The sequence below is a fragment of the Neobacillus sp. PS3-34 genome (assembly GCF_030915465.1).
Classification (GTDB): Bacteria; Bacillota; Bacilli; order Bacillales; family Cytobacillaceae; genus Neobacillus_A.
In genome coordinates, this window is the sequence record NZ_CP133267.1 from 3104444 (window position 1) to 3124062 (window position 19619).

Below are 19619 nucleotides of genomic sequence, written 5' to 3' on the forward strand. Positions count from 1 at the left end.
TAATTTCCCCTTTATCAACAATTCCAGTTCGATTATTTGGTTATTTTCCCGTAAAGCTTTTTCCATAAACGATATTTCGTGCATAATCATGGATTTCCTGATTACTTCCAAAAGAAACCGTTTGCACTAAGTTTAAAAAATATTATTAAAAAATAACAATTATATAAAAATACGGATTTTGACACATGAAAATTATAAAGGAATTGTGACGAAATAACAACAAATAAAATATTATCTTGACAGTAAACGGCGATTAGTGGTAATTGACGGATATCAACAAAAAGGGTAGGATAATATGTTAGTAGAGGTGATAGTAATGATACAGCCAATCATCGAATTTTGCATAAGCAATCTGGCCAGTGGTGCCCAAAAAGCAAGGGAGAAGCTGGAAAGGGATCCTAATTTAGATGTAATTGAATATGGATGTCTCGGGTATTGTGGAAAATGTGCATCCACACTTTATGCACTTGTAAATGGAGAACCTGTAACGGGGGATACTCCTGAGGAATTGGTAGAAAATATTTATCAATACCTTGAGGATAATCCGATGTTTTAATATAAAAAGGGAATGGCCAGCGCCATTCCCTTGTTTTTGCTTAAGCATTAAGTGTCTTTTCTTCCCTGATTTCATACCAGCGTTCCCGGGCCATTTCGATTATTTTCGGTTCGATGGATTGTTTCTGCCGTTCAATTACTTTTGAAAAATATTGAACGGCCTGCTGGGTTTGAAGGGTTCTTCTGGAAAGCTCACCAATCAGGTAAAGCAGCTTAACTTCTGAAACCTGAGTTCCTCTAAAGTCATCCTTTAAATAGGATTCGTGGTATTCCATAATAGCCAGCTTCATAAACCGCTGCTCCTGTCCGTCATTCTGCAGGGAACGATACATCCACGCCACTCTTAAGTACATCCCGGCCAGGACGATGTGTTTTTCCTTTTTTAAAACACCACAATAGATGGCAAGTTTATAAGTTTGGATCGCCTGATGAATGGTTCTGCTGCCTCCGAAATCTTGAGGTGTCCAATTGTTTACAACCTTTTCTTGGATTAACTCTCTTGAATTTGGCGGAAAATACTTTATCGTTTCTTCCGAGAAAGAAAAACCGCAATATGGGCACACATGTATCTGATAGAAGATGGGATTGTTTTCAGGCGGCTGATAGGCTGGCGAGAAGTCTGTGTCAACTTCGGCTAGTTTAATGAAACGTGTACGAATTTTTTGAGATATAAAATTCTTTTTGCACATTAAGCATTCACACTTTTTATCATAAAGGGGCTCTAATTGAGTCAATATACTCACCATCCGCTCTTGGGTTATAGTTCGATGGTTATCTTATCTGTTCAGAAATTGTTACTTTTTAACTATGATTATATCCTAAAAACTATAATAATGAGAGTCGAATTTCCTAATTTATTATTTTTAATGCGAAAAATGTAAGTGCCAATTAGTTGAGTACATCATGGTCAGTGTATATACTATTAATAAGTAATATATTTTTCAGTTGTGTTTACAAAGGCACATACGGCAGCAAATCATACAACTCCATAGACGGGGTAGGCATATAGTTTGAAAGTATTCATATTAGGAGGAAGACAAATGGAGAATGAGGTAGTTATTTTAACCGAAGCAGCATCGCTGCAAATAAAAGAGATGATGAAGCATAATGAAGAAGAGGGAGCCCTTTTAAGAGTGGCTATTAAAGGCGGGGGCTGCAGCGGTTTATCTTACGGAATGGGCTTTGACCATGAAGTCAAAGAAGATGATCTGCATTTTGAGCAGCATGGCATTCAAATCATTGTCGATAAAGAAAGTGCACCAGCCCTTAAAGGGACGAAGATCGACTTTAAACAATCCATGATGGGCGGCGGCTTTACTATCGATAATCCAAACGCCATCGCATCATGCGGCTGCGGTTCTTCGTTTAAGACTGCGACAAACACTGGTACACCTGAGGAATGTTAATAAAACAAAACCAGGCATCCCAAATGGGGTGCCTGGTTTTGTTTAGCGTGTTCTTTATCGTATTTCGGCTTAATGTCCGCCGAACATGGAGGAGCTATGTAATGGCTGGATTTTCGCTTTTGGATCGATGAATGCTTTAGCGTTGTTAACAGCTGTAGGAGCTTCACCGAAACCGCATGCGATCAGTTTTACTTTGCCCTCATATGTGCAAATGTCTCCTGCTGCATAAATGCCTGGGACATTTGTTTCCATTTTTGAATTTACTACAATAGAGTTCTTTTCTATTTCAAGGCCCATTCTTTAATTGGCGAAGAGAAGACACGAATCCATAATTGACAATGACAGCGTCGACATCTAATGTTTCGGAATTTTCTCCTGCCGCACCGCCAATTATAACCTGTTTAACACCAGTGTCATCACCGATTAATTCTGAAGGGACAAATGGAGTTTTGATTTCGACTTTAGAGTTATACAGATTTTCTACGCTGTGTTCATGCGCACGGAACTTGTCCCTGCGATGTATGATGCTTACTTTTTCAGCAATCGGTTCAAGCATAAGAGCCCAATCCACTGCGGAATCTCCGCCGCCAAACACTACTACCTTTTTTCCGGCAAAATGGTTCAGGTCATCAATGAAGTAATGGACATTTTTGTTCTCATATTGAACGGCACTTTCCAATTCCAAACGTCGTGGTTGGAACGCCCCATTGCCAGCAGTGATGATAATCGTTTTAGAATAGTGAACCTCTTTATCAGTCGTTAATTTGAAGGTTCCATCTTCCTGCTTTTCAAGCTTTTCAACGGACTGCTCCAAAGCAACAGTAGGCTCAAATTTCTTCATTTGTTCCTTAAGATTATTAATCAATTCCTGTGCCCGGATTTTTGGGAACCCTGCGACATCGTATATGTACTTTTCCGGATAAAGTGCAGATAATTGGCCGCCTAGTTGTGGCAAGCTTTCAATGATTTTCACAGACGCTTGTCTCATCCCGCCATAAAAAGCAGTGAATAAACCGGTTGGTCCGCCCCCGATAATGGTGATATCGTAAACTTTTTGATCTTCTCGCAACTCCATATCCCCCTAATGATGTAGTAAGAAATCCATTTAATATCATACCACAATTTCAAATTTTACTCATCTTAATCTCCAACAATTAGGAAATTAATGTGAACGTTTTCAAACATTTAATGAAGGAAATGGCGCTAATTTCTAAAAATTCTTAAGTTTTTAAACCAATAGAAATAGCTTGAAAAACGAATAGAAAAAGAATAAGATGTAATTTGGGTATATTGTTACTAATTTGTGACAAATTCAGCACATTATTTTGAACGCTTTAGTGAACAATATCACAAACTTTTTTCTTCATATTAAAATAAATTTTAATCAAGCAGCGGAAAATAAGAAATAATATAAAAATTACTAATAAAGGTGGAAGTGATTGCTTTGAGAAAGCCAAAAATAGTTATCCTGGGAGCAGGATACGGTGGATTAATAACTACAGTTCGCCTGCAAAAATTAATGGGTGCGAACGAAGCTGATATCGTTCTAATTAATAAAAATGATTACCATTATGAGACAACATGGCTTCATGAAGCCTCTGCAGGCACGCTTCATCATGACCGTGTACGTTATGAAATTCGCGATGTAATCGATCGCAGTAAAGTGGAATTCATCCAGGATACAGCATTGGAAATCAACAAAGAAGAGAAAAAGGTTATCCTTGAAAAAGGAGAAGTTTCTTATGACTATCTGGTTGTTTCCCTTGGTGGAGAATCTGAAACATTTGGCATTAAAGGCCTTAAGGAATACGCATTTGGAATTGTGAACGTGAACTCGGCGCGCCAATTGCGCGAGCACATTGAATACCAATTTGCAACCTACAATATGGAAGAAGAGAAAAAAGATGAAAGACTAGTAATCGTTGTGGGTGGTGCAGGCTTCACAGGAATTGAGTTCCTTGGAGAGCTGACTAACCGTATCCCTGAGCTTTGCCATGAATATGACGTTGACTTCCATAAAGTAAGAATTGTTTGTGTGGAAGCCGCTCCAATGGTTCTTCCAGGCTTTGACCCTGAGCTTGTTAATTACGCTGTAGCTCAATTGGAAAGAAAAGGCGTTGAATTCTTAATTGGTACTGCGATTAAAGAATGTACACCTGATGGCATCCTTGTTGCTAAAGGTGAAGAAGAAGTACGCGAAATTAAGGCAGGTACTGTTGTATGGGCTGCTGGAGTTCGTGGTAACTCAATCATTGAAAAATCAGGCTTTGAAGCAATGCGTGGGCGTGTTAAAGTTCAGCCAGACCTTCGTGTTCCGGGTCATGATGATGTGTTCATCATCGGAGACTGCTCATTGATGATCAATGAAGAAATCAATCGCCCATACCCTCCTACAGCTCAAATCGCTATGCAGCAGGGTGATGTTTGTGCCCGCAATTTAGCGGCACTTGTACGTGAAAAAACAGAGCTTGAGGCATTTAAGCCAGATATTAAAGGTACCGTATGTTCTCTTGGTGAAGACGATGCAATCGGTGTCGTTTACGGTAAAAAGCTAACAGGCGGCAAGGCATCTTTCATGAAGAAGATGATCGATAACCGTGCTCTTTACATGGTTGGCGGGGCTTCACTTGTTATGAAAAAAGGTAAATTTAATATATTTTAAGTAATTTAGAGGACAGAGCTGATCTGTCCTCTTTTTAATTTGCCAATATAAAAAATAATTGGCTGTTTAGTTTTAATCCTATCTCCTGATACAATCACTTTAGATGGTAATGAAGGGATTGGGAAGTGATGAAGGAAAATAAACGGGGCAGTGTCTGGCTAGCGGTCGCGGGATTAGTAAGGTCTTCTGATGGAAGGTGGCTGGTAGTAAAAAAGAAATACGGCGGTTTAAAAGGAAACTGGTCCTTGCCGGCAGGATTTGTAGAGGCAGGAGAAACAGCAGATGATGCCGTAATCAGAGAAGTAAAGGAAGAGACGGGAATTAATTGTACGGTGAAGGGACTCCTTGGCCTAAGAACAGGGGTAATTAAAGGAGAAGTCAGTGATAACATGCTTGTATTCCTTCTTGAGCAGAATGGGGATAGTAAATTGAAGCATCAGGAAAACGAGCTCTTTGAAGCAAAATTTATGAGCATAGAAGAATTGGCAGCTGACAAGGATGCATCCATTCTTCTTCATTATTTGATCGGAGTAGAGCAGATGCTTTCAAGGTCTGGTGCCGATGGATTAAATCCCGGGGATCAATTTGGATACACTGCTTATAAGCTATTTTTCTAAATTTTCAAAAATATAAGGAACAATGAGTAATTTGCAGATAAATATGTATGTATCCGTTTACATAAGCGATTTTGGTCAAATACTCGCCTTTTCAAATTTTTGTATCCTTGATATATTATCAGAAAATTAAGTTAATATTTAAAGGAGATGACACGCATGACGGCGAAGAAATTAGACTCAAAAAAATGTGATTACTGTTCAGGAAATGGATACTTCCAATTGCTTCTTGGCGGATCAGAGACTTGCACCTGCTGTGGCGGATCAGGAAAAAGAAAAGACTAAATTAATATTTTCACCAATACATTGACTCCTTTTTCTGCATTCAGTACACTTAGTGTTGATGTGCAGAGGAGGAGTTTTTTAATGCAGATGAATATTGTTGTCTTAATTATATCGATGCTATTATTTTTTGTACTATTTTTTGGAATTGGATTTTTACTTAATATGCTTCTTCGAATGTCCTGGATCATGGCAGTTATTTATCCGGTAATTGCTATTTTTATAGTTGATAAAGTACGCTTTATTAAATATTTCACTGACAGCCGGAACGCTTTTCAAGAACTGGGGCACAGGTTCAGCACTCTTGCTGTAGCGGATGTCCTTATTTTGCTCAGTGGGTTTGCAGGAGCAATTGTAGCTGGAATTACAATCAAGCTGCTGCGCAAAAATGGGTACCAGATGTTTTAAGCCTTTTACTTTCGAGTAAGAGGCTTTTTTTTGTTAATTTAAGCATGCTAAGTAACTTTTTGCTCCCTTTAGGAATATTCCCTTGAATCTTGGGAAAAGATTACTTTTGGGAGGAGTGAAAAATATATGAAAAGATTTAAAAGTTGGACAAGGCGATTTGCCATGACATTTCTTTTTCTGATGGCACTCTTAACGACCTTCCAAACGATTTCAGGTGTAGAAGCAAAATCCCTTATTTCGTTTGTTGGTATTAATGATGGCTGGAAGCAGGATGAAGCCGAAGTTTCTTTTATTAAAAATAAATTCAAATCGATTGAATTGGCTTTCAAGCCGATTAAACGTGCGGCAGAGCTTAAACCGCTTATATCTTCAAGTGAAGCAGCAGCTGAAGTTCCTCCATTGGAGGAAGCCATTAATTGGTCGCAATACCCAAAGAAGACTGTCACTGCAACAGGATATACAGCAGGCTATGAATCAACCGGAAAATATAAAAACCATCCTGAATTCGGCATCACTTATTCTGGGGTAAAGGTTAAGCGTGATCTTTATTCGACTGTGGCGGCTGATTTAAACGTCTTTCCAATTGGAACTGTCCTCTTTATCCCTGGTTATGGGTATGGAGTCGTAGCAGACAAAGGCGGCGCTATTAAAGGGAATAAATTGGATTTATATTATGAGACAGTCGACGACGTCTATAAAAAATGGGGTAAAAAGACGCTTGATGTGTACATAATAGAAACGGGCGATGGCAATTTAAGCGAGGAACAATTAACTGCATGGAATGAAAACGAAGCAATGCAAGTGTTCCGCCAGCAATATATTAAATCGGAATAGAAATACAAAAAACAGGCGAAATGCCTGTTTTTTGTTGTAGTAATTACAGAAAATAGTAAATGACGAGAGTAAGGAAAATTCCTGTCATTCCTCCAAAGAACACCTCGATGGGTTTATGACCCAATAATTCTTTTAGTTCCTTTCTTTTTTCATGCTCGGGCTTTTTCTGCCAAACCTTAGCTTCCTCCATGAACTTTGAGAAATCCGCTACTAATTTATTAAGAACAATTGCCTGTTCCCCAGCCTGCCTACGCACCCCCGTTGCATCAAACATGGTGATGATGGCAAAAATGGCAGAAACGGCAAAGACTGCTGAATCCATACCCCTTTCCAGGGCCACAGCTGTGGAGAGAGCGGTAACGGCAGCAGAATGGGAGCTTGGCATTCCGCCAGTACTTGTAAGCAGCGACCAATCAAGCTTTTTTGTTGCAATAAACTGTATGGGAACTTTAATAAATTGGGCAAAGAATATTGCGGCCAAGCGGCCCATAAAGGAAAGTTTGTCAGCAGGTCCATATGTGTATTACCACCTTTATGTTTTTTAAAGGAATGTTAGTTAATGAATACGCGTTATTTTTTAATTTAGAGTAAAAATTCAGGGAAAAGTTTTTTTTAGCCGGAACGAGAAGGATATGTTGAGGATGATCCGTTTTTTCATTATACCCACGGAGAGTGATTAGTAACATATAAGGCGTTTGTCAATTCATGCTTTCCAAATAGTTTTTATACATGGAGGATAATTAGATACTCGAAATAGTTGGCATTATTGGATATAATGAATAAATAAAGTGAAACTTCCGAAAGTTGAAGTTTTACTGCCCGTTTTGCGGGAGAATCAGCCGGGGGTGTAGGAATGTTCGAGATAAAAAAAGACTTTGATTTAGTAAATGAACATGAGGGTATTGTCATTGGCCTCTTTGATAAGCCTGCCAAGTTTGAGGGCCTATTGGCAAAATTTGATGAGGCGTTTGATGGCCAGCTGACAGAGCTTGTAAAGAGCGGCGACATATCAGCAAAGGCTAAATCCGTTAGTAAAATACATAGTTTTGGAAAAGTAGGCGCAAAAAGATTATGGATTGTCGGACTTGGAAAAGAGAAGGAATTGACATTTGATCTGCTGAAGGAATCATTGGGAGTTCTTTATAAAACTCTCAAATCGGCCAAGCAGACAGAGGCTGCATTCCTATTGAATTCTTTCGTTGCTGCCGGCATCGAGGAGCTTGATATTGCTCATGCAGCAAGTGAGGCATACGCTTTGGCAACCTACGAATTTGAAGGATATAAACAAAAGTCGAATGAGCCGGAAAAACGTCTGCAGCAACTTACATTTTACAGTGAAGCAGCGGAACCTGAGGACCTGCGTGCATCTCTATCAGTGGGCTATGCATATGGTTCAGGGACGAATTCTGCACGTATGCTTGTGAATTTGCCAGGCAACATGCTTACGGCAACAGATATGGCTGAGTACGCGGAAGAGCTTTCGGCAAGATATGGATTCGAGAAAGAAATTCTAGATAAAGAAGAAATCGAAAAGCTTGGAATGGGAGCATTCCTGGCAGTCAACCAGGGTTCCACAGAGCCTCCAAAGATGATTGTCCTGAAATATCAAGGAAAAGAAAATTGGGAGGATGTAATTGGCCTGGTAGGAAAAGGAATCACCTTTGATACGGGGGGTTACTCCATTAAAACAAAGGACGGCATTGTCGGAATGAAAACTGACATGGGTGGTGGCGCTGCCGTGCTGGGTGCAATGGAAATTATCGGCGAGCTGAAGCCGGATCAGAATGTGGTTGCTGTTATCCCTGCCACAGACAATATGATCAGCGGCGGAGCTTTCAAGCCGGATGATGTGATTACTTCATTAAGCGGAAAAACAATTGAAGTGTTAAATACAGATGCGGAAGGGCGACTTGTTTTAGCAGATGCCGTTACATACGCTAAGCATCACGGTGCAGAATATCTGGTCGATGTAGCTACCCTTACAGGCGGTGTTATTGTGGCGCTCGGCATGAATACAACCGGGGCGATGACAAACAATGAAGCGCTGTTTGAGCAGGTACTCGAAGCAGCCGTTGAAGCGGGAGAGCCAATGTGGAGGCTGCCAATCTTTGAAAAAGATAAAGAAAGAGTCCGCGGCAGCAAAATTGCCGACTTGAATAACTCTCCTGGACGTGAAAGGCCATGCCATTATGGCTGGTGCCTTTATTGGTGAATTTGCTGAAGAAACGCCATGGGTGCACCTGGACATCGCAGGTACGGCTACTTCTTCGAAAGAGTATGAATTAGGCCTGCGGGTGCAACAGGGGTTATGGCAAGAACGCTCGCACTATTTGTGGAACGGTTTGAACCTTTTGAAAAATAATACAGTAAGCCTCCGGACATGATCCGGGGGTTTTTCTGTTCGCCTTGGGATTCATGAAGCCCACTCCAATACCAGGTCATCCGCATATGAATTAGTGTAGGCATATAAAAAGGGAGGAAATCCTAGATGTATAATAGGATAAGGCCATACGGATTTGGGGGCAGGCCGTTTTATGGAGGGGTTGGCAGAAGGCGATTCTATGGCGGTTTTGGTTTTGAAGGCCCCGTTTGTAGGTGGTCTATTAGGCGGTCTGGTAGGAAGTGCTTTATTAAGTTCATATGGAGGCTACGGGGGCTACCCATATGGAGGCTATGGAGGATACTACGGCGGTTATGGGGGCATGGGTTACCCTTATTATTAAATACTTGAAAAAAAACGACAGTTCCCTATGGAGCTGTCTTTGTTTTACATAGTGAAAATTTGGCATTTACTCGTTATAGCCAGCGTAATACGACAATAAGGCGGCAGCATGCCTGCGAGTGAACGGAGGCGGTGAATTCCAGATGAAGACCGTCAGGATTATAAGAGATACGCGGCATTTGTCCGACTCCTGCAGAGTAAATGATTTTTCTGACTGCATCCATTTTCCCTGATTGTGCGGCACTCATTAATTGCTGTGAAAATTGTTTGGAGCCAGCGATTTTCCCAACAATTGTTTGAGCATCTTCCAAAACCCTCTGCATTGTTTTTGCAGATTCCATAAAAAAGGCTGGATTTATAACTGGAAGAGGGGTTGTTTGCGGAGTTCTCAAGTCGTTCTGGATGTAAGGCACAGGGCTATAATAAATTGGATACGGGTAAATGAATTGGGCTGAACAGGGATAAGGGTAGTTCACAAAATCCGCCCCCTTCTACACAGTTGAAGTACATTTTATTTTATTCATTTTGGGGAAAGTCCTAGACTAATCAAGCTGGATACAAAAAATAAAAAAGAAATAAACAGGATTGCGGAGGAAAAAAACGGGAAATAGGATAGGAAGGACTGAATTGATTTTCATCCTCTAAATATTGAAACCACCTTATGAGAGGAGGGCAAAGCGATGGAAATGGAAATGCTGCTTCAATTTTTTGAAGATAATGGATATTTAGGGATTTTTCTATGGCTATGGCTTGGAATATTCGGTCTTCCTGTTCCAAATGAAATTATTAGCATGACTGTTGGCTTGGCCTTTCTCAGAAGGTTTTAAATCCTTACCTTACCTTCCTCGTAATGCTGTCTGGCATATTTGCAGCCCTGACAACGAGTTATTTATTGGGAAGATTTGTCTGCCGCCCGCTTTTGCGGTTTTTTAAAAAGAGACAAAGATTTGCCAATGTCCTTGAAACCTCCCTTCAACTGATGGACAAGTATAGAAAATTTTCTTTATTGTTAAGCTACTTTATTCCTGGCCTCCGCAGTTTTGTACCATTTCTATATGGCTTCAGCCGCCTTCCTTTTCGATCCTTTGCCCTCTATGCCTATTCCGGAGCTTTCATTTGGCTCGGCGCTGATGTTTTCTGCCGGGTTCATTTTTGGAGATTATTTAGACGAGATCATTCGCTATGGGAAAGGAGCTTTATTTATTACTGGAATGATTGCAGTTGTAATTGCAGTTGTTTACGTATTGTGGAAAAAACGAAAGCGTCTAAAACGAGAAAATCTTAATGAGGAATCACAAGTAAGTCTGTTCAGTGTACAATCTTACAGGTATACAGGTGAAACGATTCCACTAGAAAAAAATAAATGATTGGTATGAAAGTGGACAGTAATAGGATGGTTCATATTATAATAATTAAAATGGCATCATTTTACATAAGAGTCTTGGAGGGATAGGGATGGAGTTAAAAAACACAATGATTGACTCACTTGGAATTGAAATTACTGTTTTGGAAAAAGGGAAAGTCGTCGCGACCATGCCTGTCGATGAGCGTACACGCCAGCCGTTCGGGCTGCTGCATGGCGGTGCATCGGTCGCCTTGGCGGAAACAGTAGCAAGTATCGGAGCCTATGAGCTAGTGGACAAGGAAAAGGAAGCAGTGGCAGGGCTTGAGATTAATGCAAACCATGTTCGTCCAAAAAAGGATGGGACGGTTACTGCTGTTGCAGAAGTTCTGTATCAGGGAAGAACAACGATGGTATGGGATATTAAAATTACAGATGAACAGGATAAGCTAATCTGCATTTCCAGATGTACAATGGCTGTTATCCAGTTGAAAAAATAAGCAGCTTTCGGCTGCTTTTTTTCTTCTTGTTTACTTTATAAATTTAATTAATAATAGGTGTTGAAGAAAAATTGGGAGCTTTGCTATGAAAAACACCTATTTAACAAGCTATTTTCCGCTATTATCTATATTATTGTTCAGTTTATCGCTAGCGATCGGAGTCGAGATGCCCCTTTTAGGTTTTTTGCAAAAAACAGGTATATATAAAGGGATGCTTGAATTCTTTTCGGAAAGCGGTGTAAAGCTTTCCTTATTAGCTCTATTAACCGTTTTGTTTTTTATGGTTTTCGCAGCTTTAAAAATAGTTGCCGACACAATCAATGAATTGTCACTGCTCTTTTTTTCGCAGGATTCTGACGGAGAAAGCCTGAAAAAGGTCAGGAATGGTCCGATGATCTTCCTAGCCGGTGCAGCAGCCTCATTGCTCAGCATTCAGCATGTCGTGGGGATAGCCGGGGTGTTTGCCCTGACTGCCTTGATTTACTTTATTTATTTCGTTTTCAAGGTGAGCGGTGCACTAAACACTCCTGGCCTGATTGGGATTATCTTTTTTCAAGTGATGGCATGGTCGATCCTGATTCTCGGTGTAACCTATCTAGCCGTTAAGGTATATAACAGCATCCTCGCGAGTTTGCCAGTTTGAAAAAGCCGATAATGCCAAAAACCTCAAAAAGGGGTGTCTCATTCATGAGACACCCCATTTAATTTCTCACTGAGAAAATGAAGATTTCGCAATATCCCGCCAGATCAGAAGGTGGGGCATTTCTTTTCAAACGTTTCCATGCTTTCGGGCTTGTCCTTTCCCACCCACACACCAATGGTCATTTTATCGGTTAGCCCGATAAACCAGTAGTCTTTATAATTGTTAGTCGTACCCGTTTTTCCTCCGGCATATGATGTTGGAATAAACGCCTTTTTCGCGGTTCCGGATAAAACCGTCTGCCTCATTAATGCACGAATTTTTCCTACTGTCTCTTTGCTCCAAACTCTTGTTTCCTGGTCCTTCCATGTATACAGAATCTTTCCGTGTTGGTCCGTGACGCTGGTGATGGCATGTGAAGGCTGATAAATCCCTTCATTACCAAAAACGGTATAAGCACTTGTCATTTCAAGAGGCGACATGCCTACTGAAAAACCTCCGATAGCTGCAGGCAGAACATGGTCCATTGCAGTGACCTGCTGAAAGTGGAATTTATCCAGGTCCTTGAATGCGTTATTGACACCCACTTGCCTGAGGAGGCGGACGGCAGGTGTATTATAGGAATGGATAAAGGCACTTTCCAGCGTGACATTCCCGTATTTGGCTTTTCCATAGTTTTCAGGACAATAACCATGATCACAAAATGCGGCAGCGCTTATTTTCTTTGCAAGAGATTCGTGCGTCCGCTCGAAAAATGGAGCGTACACCAGCAAAGGTTTTATGGCAGAGCCTGGCTGCCGAAATGATTGATATGCCGGTTAAAGTTATACCTTTGGTAATCTTTCCCTCCTACAAGGGAAATCACGGCATGATCTTTTAGGCGAATGGCGACAGCTGCACCCTCTACATCGCGATAGGGGAGGTTTCTTTTCACCGCAGCCTGAGCCTGTTCCTGAATCTTAGTATCAAGGGCGGTATGGACCGTTATTCCGGAGTGTAGTATGTCTTCAAATCGCCTATTCAATTTTTCCTCAACGACCTTAATGTCATCGCCTGATGCATTTGCGAGCAACGTGTCATAGCCTTCCTCTTTTTTAATCAATTCCTTTAATTCAGCCTCTGCATAATCGGTATAATCAGGATATAGATCCAGTTTATGCTGTAAGTTTAAGTGGATGGGCTCCGCTTTTATTTGTGTCAACTCAACATTGCTTATGAATCCTGCCGCCCTCATTTGATCCAGCAGGCGCTCCTGGCGCGATTTCGTAAATTGAAAATGCTTGAGCGGGTCGTAAAGGGAAGGATTGTTTGGTATAGCAGCAATAAAAGCCTGTTCTCCCCGGGTAAGCTCTTGAATATGCTTGTTAAAATACTCCCTGGCAGCCGCCTCAAGCCCATAGGCACCGTTCTGAAAATAAATCGCATTCAAATAAAGTTCAAGGATTTTCTCCTTAGATAAATGCCGTTCAATCTGATAAGCGTATAAAAGCTCACTCAGTTTTCGGTTATATGTTTTTTGGGGATTAAGGTACACGTTTCTTGCCAGCTGCTGTGTAATGGTACTTGCTCCCTGGGATATACCACCGCTTTTTATATTGATTGCCATGGCACGGCCCATTGCATTTAAATCGAAACCGGGGTGTTCGTAAAAATTTCGATCCTCTGAGACTACAAAGATATTTTTTAGGAAAAGAGGTATTTCCTTTGCTTCAAGATAATATCTTATTTCACCCTGGGAAATTTCTGCAGTAACCTCACCATTTTGGTCCAATATTTTGCTTGTCTGCGGGAGACTGATGTTTTTAATTTTTATTTTTTCATCCAATACTGCGTGGAAGCTCTTGGTGTGCGCCCATTCATTCACTGTTAAAAAAACAGTAAAAATGAATATGGGCACCAAAAGAAGTATGATCATAAATCCGGAAAAAGTTCTCATCTTGCACATCAAATCCTGTAGGTTTTTTTAAAAAAACAACTTATCCTGCATTTATTAATATCGGTTTATGTGGTTATTTATTTAGAAGGAAAAAAGTCACCCAGCTATTGTGAAAAAATTTAAAAAATTGATTTATAATTCATGCTATAATGAAATAAAAAATATAGATATAGAGAAGATGCACAATTTTTTTGTACAGGTTCTCTATATAATGATAGTAAACGGAGAGAAGAGAAAGAGGGTGGAAATATGAAAGGAAGGCGCCAGCATTTATTTATTGATTTTGAATTCACGATGCCAGAGAGAAATGTGCGTATGAAGGAATTTTATCCGGAAATCATCGAAGTGGGGATTGTTTCAGTTATTGATAATCAAATCCGCCAGCAATTTTCTGCGTATGTAACGCCTGTTCAATTTCCTATTTTATCTGAACGCTGCAAATCATTCTTACATATCACTCAAAAGCAGGTTAATGAGGGCATTTCATTTTTTGAACTTATTAAAAAGCTGGAGGAGTTTAACCAGTATTACGATAATACGATCGTGACATGGGGAAACATGGATATGAAGGTATTGCGGCAAAATTGCAGCCGCGCAGGGGTTCCATTCCCATTTAAAGCTACCGAAATGGACTTGTCGATGGAGTACAAACGTTTCTTTGGAGACCAAAATCAAACGGGCCTTTGGAAAGCGGTCCAGGAGTATGGAAAAGAAGGAACTGGCAAGCACCATCGGGCACTTGATGATGCGCTGACAACTTATAATATTTTTAAACTGGTTGAAAAAGATAAGCGTTATTTGGAAAAGCATGAACCTACAACAATTGGAGACAGGGTTGACTTTTCAAAACTATTGAATGAATTTGCATAAAAGGCCAAATCACGAGCAAAGTGATTTGGCCTTTTGGTTTTTGCTAGAGCATGAATTATTTGAAATAATCCTTTTCCAGTTCTTCGATATTCTTTAAGCATTGAACACTCCAAGGTGAAGAGTCATCACTCAGCTCCGATTTTAGTTTGTTGACAGCCGTTTTCAAGGATTCCATATAGTCAGGAACCTCGTCAGCGAATGGCTTGACCATATTTTTGGGAACGTTCGTCTGTTCTCTGAAAGCTAGGGCGCGGCGTTCATGGAATATTCCCACCTCCACATCCTTAGGATGGTGCAGGTCGCCCTGCATTGGATGTTTCACTACACCCAGTACTCTTACTAAAAAGTGCTGTGGGCGAATATCTGTTATTTCCCCTATATATTTTCCAGTTTTATAGATGGCGGTCACACTATCACCGATTTTTAACTCGGACATTTTTTTCCCTCCAGTAGATGAATGTATTTTATTTTATTATGAGACATGGTTAAATAAAAAACAAAGACTTAAATACATAGTGTTGTTTAAAGTGAAAAAATGGAGGAATGATAAAATGAGAATCAAACATTTTGCTATTGTATTCGCTGTTATGCTTCTGCTGTCTGCATGCGGCACCGCTGGTGATAAAACCAGCTCAGGCAAAGAGAAAAATGCCCCTACAACCTCTCAAAAGGAAGGGAATAAAAACGTGGAAAATTCAATGTATCCTCAGCTTTCTGCTGAAATAGGTGAAAATGAAAAAGCAGTGGAAATGGAAACGACCATGGGGAAAATTAAAATTAAGTTATTTCCTAAATATGCGCCCAAGGCAGTCGAAAACTTTATTAAGCATAGTGAAAAAGGCTATTATAACGGGCTGATATTCCATCGCGTTATCAAGGATTTTATGATTCAGGGAGGAGATCCCAACGGTAATGGAACGGGCGGGGACAGCATTTATGGAAAGCCATTTGAGGATGAGTTCTCCAGAAATCTTTTTAATCTCCGTGGTGCTTTATCAATGGCGAACTCGGCCGAATACGAATGGAAGCCAGTTTTTTATTGTCCAGAAAACAGGTTTGGATCCTCAGATGAAAGGGCAAATGGAAAAAGCCGGTTATCCCAAGGGAATTATTGATGCATACGATGAACATGGCGGTACTCCATGGCTTGATTTCAAGCACACTGTTTTTGGACAAGTCATTGAGGGGATGGATATTGTCGATAAAATTGCCAACACGGCAACAGGCGCAAATGATAAGCCGGAAGAAGATGTAGTGATTAAAAAAATCACAGTAATAAAATAGTTTAACTGTGAAGGATTGAAATACTTGGTTGCATTACCCGATATTGATATAATGAATCATTGAAGCACTGCCTTTGCAGAAAGGAAGTAGTAGAGTATGGTTCATTCGTATGTCTTAGCGCTATTTTTATATTTTCCTGAAGATAAATCGGAATATATCCCAGCAGCCATTACATTGGGCATCTTTTTTATTGGAGCGCTGGCCGCGATGTGGCTGATTATTAAAATATCCAAACGTGAAGCGAATAAAGCGAAAGAACTGGAAGATAAGATATTCCAACAGCATAATCAAGATCAAAACAGGGACAGCCTCTAGACAGGCTGTCTTTTTTTGCGCTAAAACATCCTATCTCAGGTTTACCAAAAATGCATACTGGTGATACTGAAGACAAATTGTCTTTTTTGGAGGTATTTGCGGATGAAAAAAATCTGGATGCTGTTTCCGCTGTTAATTTTAACAGGATGTACGGAAGGTAATCCGAAGAAGGTTGCTGTGGATATGTTTAATCCTGCTGGTGATTCACTTGGCACGATCACATTATCCGAACAGCCTAAGGGAGTAAAAATGGAAGTGAATCTAAGCGGGCTAACAGCCGGGGAGCATGCAATCCATATCCACGACAAAGGAAAATGTGAAGCACCTGATTTTAAATCGGCAGGCGGGCACTTTAATCCTGATAATAAAGAGCACGGTCTGCTCCATCCAAAAGGGGCACATGCCGGTGATCTTCCTAATTTAATTGTTGGCGGAGATGGAAAAGTGAAGGCAGAGCTCATGGCCCCTCAAGTTACTTTACAGAATGGAAAAACATCCTTGTTTACGAAGGAAGGCACCTCGATTGTTATCCATGAAGGCAAAGACGATGGAATGGCACAGCCCGCTGGTGATTCCGGCAACCGGATAGCATGCGGTGAAATTTCAAAGAATAAAAAAGGGCAGAAAAATTCCCAGGACGAGAAACAATAAGTCAAAATCAACAGGACTATTCCTTTTATGGTATAGTCCTTTATTTTGTGGAAATTAGAGAAAATATAAAATATTCTTTATTTTATTTAACGTAAGGTTCATCCTGTACAAGAGGGCTTTGTACTAGTATTATTAAAGATAATGCAAACGTTTTCTTTATTTTAACTGCTTCCCATTCTGTTGAAAAATATTCATTTTTCTTTTGGACAGAATTGATTATAATAGACACATAGGTTTATGCCGGCAATTTTTTTTCGTGAATTGCGAAAACGGTTGCACAATTTTTATTAAAGGATGAAAATAATGAAAAGATTATTTAAGGTAGACAATTGGAAAATAGTCGAAACTAATATTCATAAAGAAGATTTTCGCCTCGCTGAAAGTATTATGAGCCTAGGAAATGGCCATATGGGAATGAGGGGGAACTTTGAAGAAACATATTCAGGTGACTTCCATCGTGGTTCCTATATCGCCGGAGTATGGTTCCCTGATAAAACGAGGGTTGGCTGGTGGAAAAATGGCTATCCTGAGTATTTTGGAAAAGTAATCAACTCTATTAATTATATTGGAATCCGTGTCCTTGTGGACGGACAGGAAATCGATCTAAATCAGGGTCAGGTGAATGAATACTATCGTGAGCTCGATATGCAGCATGGAGTATTAACCAGAAAGTTTACTGTCAGTCACGGAGAAAAGCAGACAGAAATAGAAGCTGTCCGTTTCCTATCAGTCGCAGAACGTGAATTGGCTGTTATTCAATATAAAGTAACTGCTAAGAACTACGAGGGGGAAGTTACGTTTATTCCTTATTTGGATGGAGATATCCGTAATGAAGACTCCAATTACGATGAAGATTTCTGGGTGGAAATCAGCAAAGAAGCTGCTGATTTCGAAGGCAGTCTTGTTATGAAAACGAAGGATAATCCATTTGGCACTCCGACCTTCCAGGTTGCAGCAACGATGAAGCTGGAAGTGGAGGGAAACGTGAAGGCGGTTACATCGGATGTGAAGCATGAGTATGTGGATAACACAATTAATGTTGAACTCCAAAAAGGTAAATCGGTAATGCTATATAAATATGTTGCTGTCACAACGGACCGTGACTATGAGGCAGGGCAGCTCCTGGAAAACGGGAAAGCAGTGCTCGTAAGAAGTGCAGTGAAAGGATTCGAAGCTTTGCTGGACGAACATAAAAAAGGCTGGCTGCAGCGCTGGGATATAGCTGATGTAGAAATAAGCGGTGATGAAGAAGCCCAACAGGGAATTCGCTTTAATCTGTTCCAGCTATTCAGTACGTATTACGGGGAGGATGCAAGGCTCAATATCGGTCCCAAAGGATTTACAGGTGAAAAATACGGCGGAGCAACATACTGGGATACAGAGGCATATGCGATTCCGCTTTATTTATCAACTGCTTCGCCAGAAGTGTCACGGAACCTGCTTGTCTATCGCCACAATCAATTAGACGGTGCTTATCATAACGCACGGCAGCAGGGGTTAAAAGGCGCGTTATATCCAATGGTTACGTTCACAGGTGTTGAATGCCACAATGAATGGGAAATTACCTTTGAGGAAATCCACCGGAATGGTGCGATCGCATATGCGATTTACAATTACGTGAATTATACGGGAGACCGCGAATATTTGAACGAATACGGAATTGATGTTCTTACAGGCATTTCCCGATTCTGGGCTGATCGTGTCCACTATAACAAGAAAAAGGATCAATACATGATTCACGGCGTTACCGGCGCAATGAGTATGAAAATAATATTAATAACAATTGGTATACCAATTTAATTGCCACGTGGACCTTAAGATATACACTTGAAACAATTCATTATTTGGAAGAAAATGGTCTTGAGGGAAGGGTTTCAGGACTGGGCATCAGCATGGAAGAACAGGCTAAGTGGAAAGAAATCATTTCTAAAATGTATTTCCCTTATGATGAGGAACTTGGCGTTTTTGTTCAGCACGATACCTTCCTGGATAAAGATTTAATGAAAGCTGATGACCTTGACCCGGCTGAACGTCCATTAAATCAGAAATGGTCATGGGATAGAATTTTGCGCAGCTGTTTCATTAAACAGGCAGACGTTCTTCAAGGCCTATACTTTTTAAACCATGAATTTTCCGCCGAAGAGAAGAGCCGCAATTTTGAGTTTTATGAACCAATGACTGTCCATGAATCATCACTTTCACCTTGCATTCACTCCATTTTGGCTGCGGAACTAGGCATGGAGGAAAAAGCGTACGAAATGTACAATCGTACAGCAAGGCTTGATTTGGATAATTACAATAACGATACAGAAGACGGATTGCATATTACCAGCATGACTGGTTCCTGGCTAGCGATCGTCCAGGGCTTTGCAGGCATGAGGACCGCAAACGAAGGGCTTGCCTTTGCTCCATTCATCCCTAAATCTTGGGATCATTATACTTTTAAAATTGTTTATCGAGATCATTTGATTCAAGTAGAAGTGGCCAGCGATCAAGTTACTATTTCTCAAGAAGGCCCGTCACTTTCTATGAAACTTTATGGCGAAACCGTCACTTTAGAAGAAAATGGCCGGATAACTGCGGCAGTTAAACATTGAT

General features: G+C 40.5%; 20 protein-coding genes and 5 pseudogenes. 18 read left to right on the plus strand and 7 right to left on the minus strand.

Going from position 1 to position 19619, the window contains the following annotated elements:
• Positions 1–316 precede the first annotated feature (316 nt).
• Positions 317–556: a YuzB family protein gene (locus RCG23_RS15980; RefSeq protein WP_308176528.1), complete on the plus strand. Its 240-nt coding sequence runs from the start codon at positions 317–319 to the stop codon at positions 554–556.
• Positions 557–596: 40 nt separating this feature from the next.
• On the opposite strand, the gene RCG23_RS15985 is transcribed toward RCG23_RS15980, so the two are convergent.
• Positions 597–1289: a DUF2225 domain-containing protein gene (locus RCG23_RS15985; protein WP_308176529.1), complete on the minus strand. Its 693-nt coding sequence runs from the start codon at positions 1287–1289 to the stop codon at positions 597–599.
• A gap of 306 nt (positions 1290–1595) precedes the next feature.
• On the opposite strand from RCG23_RS15985, the gene RCG23_RS15990 reads away from it, so the two are divergent.
• Positions 1596–1961 carry a HesB/IscA family protein gene (locus RCG23_RS15990; protein WP_308176530.1) on the plus strand — a complete coding sequence of 122 codons (366 nt, stop codon included), beginning with the start codon at positions 1596–1598 and terminating at the stop codon, positions 1959–1961.
• Between the two features lie 69 nt (positions 1962–2030).
• Here RCG23_RS15990 and RCG23_RS15995 read toward each other — a convergent pair.
• Positions 2031–3030, minus strand: a pseudogene (locus RCG23_RS15995) (NAD(P)/FAD-dependent oxidoreductase).
• Positions 3031–3405: 375 nt separating this feature from the next.
• Here RCG23_RS15995 and RCG23_RS16000 point away from each other — a divergent pair.
• The 5 genes from RCG23_RS16000 (at position 3406) to RCG23_RS16020 (ending at position 6761) form a co-directional block, all read left to right on the plus strand.
• The gene (locus tag RCG23_RS16000) at positions 3406–4623 is read left to right on the plus strand and encodes an NAD(P)/FAD-dependent oxidoreductase (RefSeq protein ID WP_308176531.1); all 1218 of its coding nucleotides are present in this window, start codon (positions 3406–3408) and stop codon (positions 4621–4623) included.
• Positions 4624–4751: 128 nt separating this feature from the next.
• Positions 4752–5240, plus strand: a complete 489-nt coding sequence (locus RCG23_RS16005) for an NUDIX hydrolase (RefSeq protein WP_308180079.1) — start codon at positions 4752–4754, stop codon at positions 5238–5240.
• Between the two features lie 156 nt (positions 5241–5396).
• Entirely contained in the window at positions 5397–5522 is a 126-nt protein-coding gene (locus RCG23_RS16010; protein WP_308176532.1) for a YuiA family protein, read from the plus strand.
• A gap of 81 nt (positions 5523–5603) precedes the next feature.
• On the plus strand, positions 5604–5927 hold the full coding sequence (locus RCG23_RS16015; RefSeq protein WP_308176533.1) for a YuiB family protein: 324 nt from the start codon (positions 5604–5606) through the stop codon (positions 5925–5927).
• A gap of 126 nt (positions 5928–6053) precedes the next feature.
• Positions 6054–6761, plus strand: a complete 708-nt coding sequence (locus RCG23_RS16020) for a 3D domain-containing protein (RefSeq protein ID WP_308176534.1) — start codon at positions 6054–6056, stop codon at positions 6759–6761.
• 43 nt (positions 6762–6804) lie between these two features.
• Here RCG23_RS16020 and RCG23_RS16025 read toward each other — a convergent pair.
• A pseudogene (locus tag RCG23_RS16025) lies at positions 6805–7277 on the minus strand (divergent PAP2 family protein).
• A 337-nt stretch (positions 7278–7614) separates the two neighbouring features.
• Between RCG23_RS16025 and RCG23_RS16030 the strand changes: the two are divergent.
• Positions 7615–9123: pseudogene (locus RCG23_RS16030) on the plus strand (leucyl aminopeptidase).
• Positions 9124–9295: 172 nt separating this feature from the next.
• Positions 9296–9484, plus strand: a complete 189-nt coding sequence (locus RCG23_RS16035; protein ID WP_308176535.1) for a hypothetical protein — start codon at positions 9296–9298, stop codon at positions 9482–9484.
• A gap of 73 nt (positions 9485–9557) precedes the next feature.
• On the opposite strand, the gene RCG23_RS16040 is transcribed toward RCG23_RS16035, so the two are convergent.
• Positions 9558–9959, minus strand: coding sequence for a YuzC family spore coat inner layer protein (locus RCG23_RS16040; RefSeq protein ID WP_308176536.1), 402 nt, complete (start codon positions 9957–9959; stop codon positions 9558–9560).
• Between the two features lie 204 nt (positions 9960–10163).
• On the opposite strand from RCG23_RS16040, the gene RCG23_RS16045 reads away from it, so the two are divergent.
• The 4 genes from RCG23_RS16045 to RCG23_RS16060 all read left to right on the plus strand — a co-directional run bounded on the left by RCG23_RS16045 (position 10164) and on the right by RCG23_RS16060 (position 11968).
• A complete protein-coding gene (locus RCG23_RS16045) occupies positions 10164–10310 on the plus strand; it encodes a hypothetical protein (RefSeq protein ID WP_308176537.1) in 147 nt (48 codons plus the stop codon).
• Positions 10311–10333: 23 nt separating this feature from the next.
• The gene (locus tag RCG23_RS16050; protein ID WP_308176538.1) at positions 10334–10768 is read left to right on the plus strand and encodes a DedA family protein; all 435 of its coding nucleotides are present in this window, start codon (positions 10334–10336) and stop codon (positions 10766–10768) included.
• A gap of 170 nt (positions 10769–10938) precedes the next feature.
• Complete coding sequence (locus tag RCG23_RS16055) at positions 10939–11325, plus strand: hotdog fold thioesterase (protein ID WP_308176539.1); 387 nt, start codon at positions 10939–10941, stop codon at positions 11323–11325.
• 85 nt (positions 11326–11410) lie between these two features.
• A complete protein-coding gene (locus tag RCG23_RS16060) occupies positions 11411–11968 on the plus strand; it encodes a DUF5366 family protein (protein WP_308176540.1) in 558 nt (185 codons plus the stop codon).
• A gap of 104 nt (positions 11969–12072) precedes the next feature.
• Here the strand turns inward: RCG23_RS16060 and RCG23_RS16065 are convergent, their stop codons facing one another.
• Positions 12073–12732 (minus strand): penicillin-binding transpeptidase domain-containing protein, encoded by a 660-nt coding sequence (locus RCG23_RS16065; RefSeq protein WP_308180080.1) that lies wholly within the window; start codon positions 12730–12732, stop codon positions 12073–12075.
• Between the two features lie 11 nt (positions 12733–12743).
• Positions 12744–13790: a transglycosylase domain-containing protein gene (locus RCG23_RS16070; RefSeq protein WP_308176541.1), complete on the minus strand. Its 1047-nt coding sequence runs from the start codon at positions 13788–13790 to the stop codon at positions 12744–12746.
• A 360-nt stretch (positions 13791–14150) separates the two neighbouring features.
• Between RCG23_RS16070 and kapD the strand changes: the two genes are divergently transcribed.
• Positions 14151–14771, plus strand: a complete 621-nt coding sequence (gene kapD / locus RCG23_RS16075) for a 3'-5' exonuclease KapD (RefSeq protein ID WP_308176542.1) — start codon at positions 14151–14153, stop codon at positions 14769–14771.
• A 55-nt stretch (positions 14772–14826) separates the two neighbouring features.
• Here kapD and RCG23_RS16080 read toward each other — a convergent pair whose 3' ends face one another.
• Positions 14827–15207, minus strand: a complete 381-nt coding sequence (locus RCG23_RS16080; RefSeq protein ID WP_308176543.1) for a kinase-associated lipoprotein KapB — start codon at positions 15205–15207, stop codon at positions 14827–14829.
• 325 nt (positions 15208–15532) lie between these two features.
• On the opposite strand from RCG23_RS16080, the pseudogene RCG23_RS16085 reads away from it, so the two are divergent.
• The 4 genes and pseudogenes from RCG23_RS16085 to RCG23_RS16100 all read left to right on the plus strand — a co-directional run bounded on the left by RCG23_RS16085 (position 15533) and on the right by RCG23_RS16100 (position 19618).
• A pseudogene (locus tag RCG23_RS16085) lies at positions 15533–16055 on the plus strand (peptidylprolyl isomerase).
• A gap of 96 nt (positions 16056–16151) precedes the next feature.
• Positions 16152–16370 carry a hypothetical protein gene (locus tag RCG23_RS16090; RefSeq protein ID WP_308176544.1) on the plus strand — a complete coding sequence of 73 codons (219 nt, stop codon included), beginning with the start codon at positions 16152–16154 and terminating at the stop codon, positions 16368–16370.
• 102 nt (positions 16371–16472) lie between these two features.
• Positions 16473–17021, plus strand: coding sequence for a superoxide dismutase family protein (locus RCG23_RS16095; protein ID WP_308176545.1), 549 nt, complete (start codon positions 16473–16475; stop codon positions 17019–17021).
• Between the two features lie 294 nt (positions 17022–17315).
• Positions 17316–19618 (plus strand): annotated as a pseudogene (locus RCG23_RS16100) (glycoside hydrolase family 65 protein).
• Position 19619 lies beyond the last annotated feature (1 nt).

Coding starts and splice junctions, on each gene's coding strand:
- RCG23_RS15980 (WP_308176528.1), top strand. CDS start 317: ATGATACAGCCAATCATCGAATTTTGCATAAGCAATCTGGCCAGTGGT.
- RCG23_RS15990 (WP_308176530.1), top strand. CDS start 1,596: ATGGAGAATGAGGTAGTTATTTTAACCGAAGCAGCATCGCTGCAAATA.
- RCG23_RS16005 (WP_308180079.1), top strand. CDS start 4,752: ATGAAGGAAAATAAACGGGGCAGTGTCTGGCTAGCGGTCGCGGGATTA.
- RCG23_RS16010 (WP_308176532.1), top strand. CDS start 5,397: ATGACGGCGAAGAAATTAGACTCAAAAAAATGTGATTACTGTTCAGGA.
- RCG23_RS16015 (WP_308176533.1), top strand. CDS start 5,604: ATGCAGATGAATATTGTTGTCTTAATTATATCGATGCTATTATTTTTT.
- RCG23_RS16020 (WP_308176534.1), top strand. CDS start 6,054: ATGAAAAGATTTAAAAGTTGGACAAGGCGATTTGCCATGACATTTCTT.
- RCG23_RS16035 (WP_308176535.1), top strand. CDS start 9,296: ATGGAGGGGTTGGCAGAAGGCGATTCTATGGCGGTTTTGGTTTTGAAG.
- RCG23_RS16045 (WP_308176537.1), top strand. CDS start 10,164: ATGGAAATGGAAATGCTGCTTCAATTTTTTGAAGATAATGGATATTTA.
- RCG23_RS16050 (WP_308176538.1), top strand. CDS start 10,334: ATGCTGTCTGGCATATTTGCAGCCCTGACAACGAGTTATTTATTGGGA.
- RCG23_RS16055 (WP_308176539.1), top strand. CDS start 10,939: ATGGAGTTAAAAAACACAATGATTGACTCACTTGGAATTGAAATTACT.
- RCG23_RS16060 (WP_308176540.1), top strand. CDS start 11,411: ATGAAAAACACCTATTTAACAAGCTATTTTCCGCTATTATCTATATTA.
- kapD (WP_308176542.1), top strand. CDS start 14,151: ATGAAAGGAAGGCGCCAGCATTTATTTATTGATTTTGAATTCACGATG.
- RCG23_RS16080 (WP_308176543.1), bottom strand. CDS start 15,207: ATGTCCGAGTTAAAAATCGGTGATAGTGTGACCGCCATCTATAAAACT.
- RCG23_RS16090 (WP_308176544.1), top strand. CDS start 16,152: ATGGTTCATTCGTATGTCTTAGCGCTATTTTTATATTTTCCTGAAGAT.
- RCG23_RS16095 (WP_308176545.1), top strand. CDS start 16,473: ATGAAAAAAATCTGGATGCTGTTTCCGCTGTTAATTTTAACAGGATGT.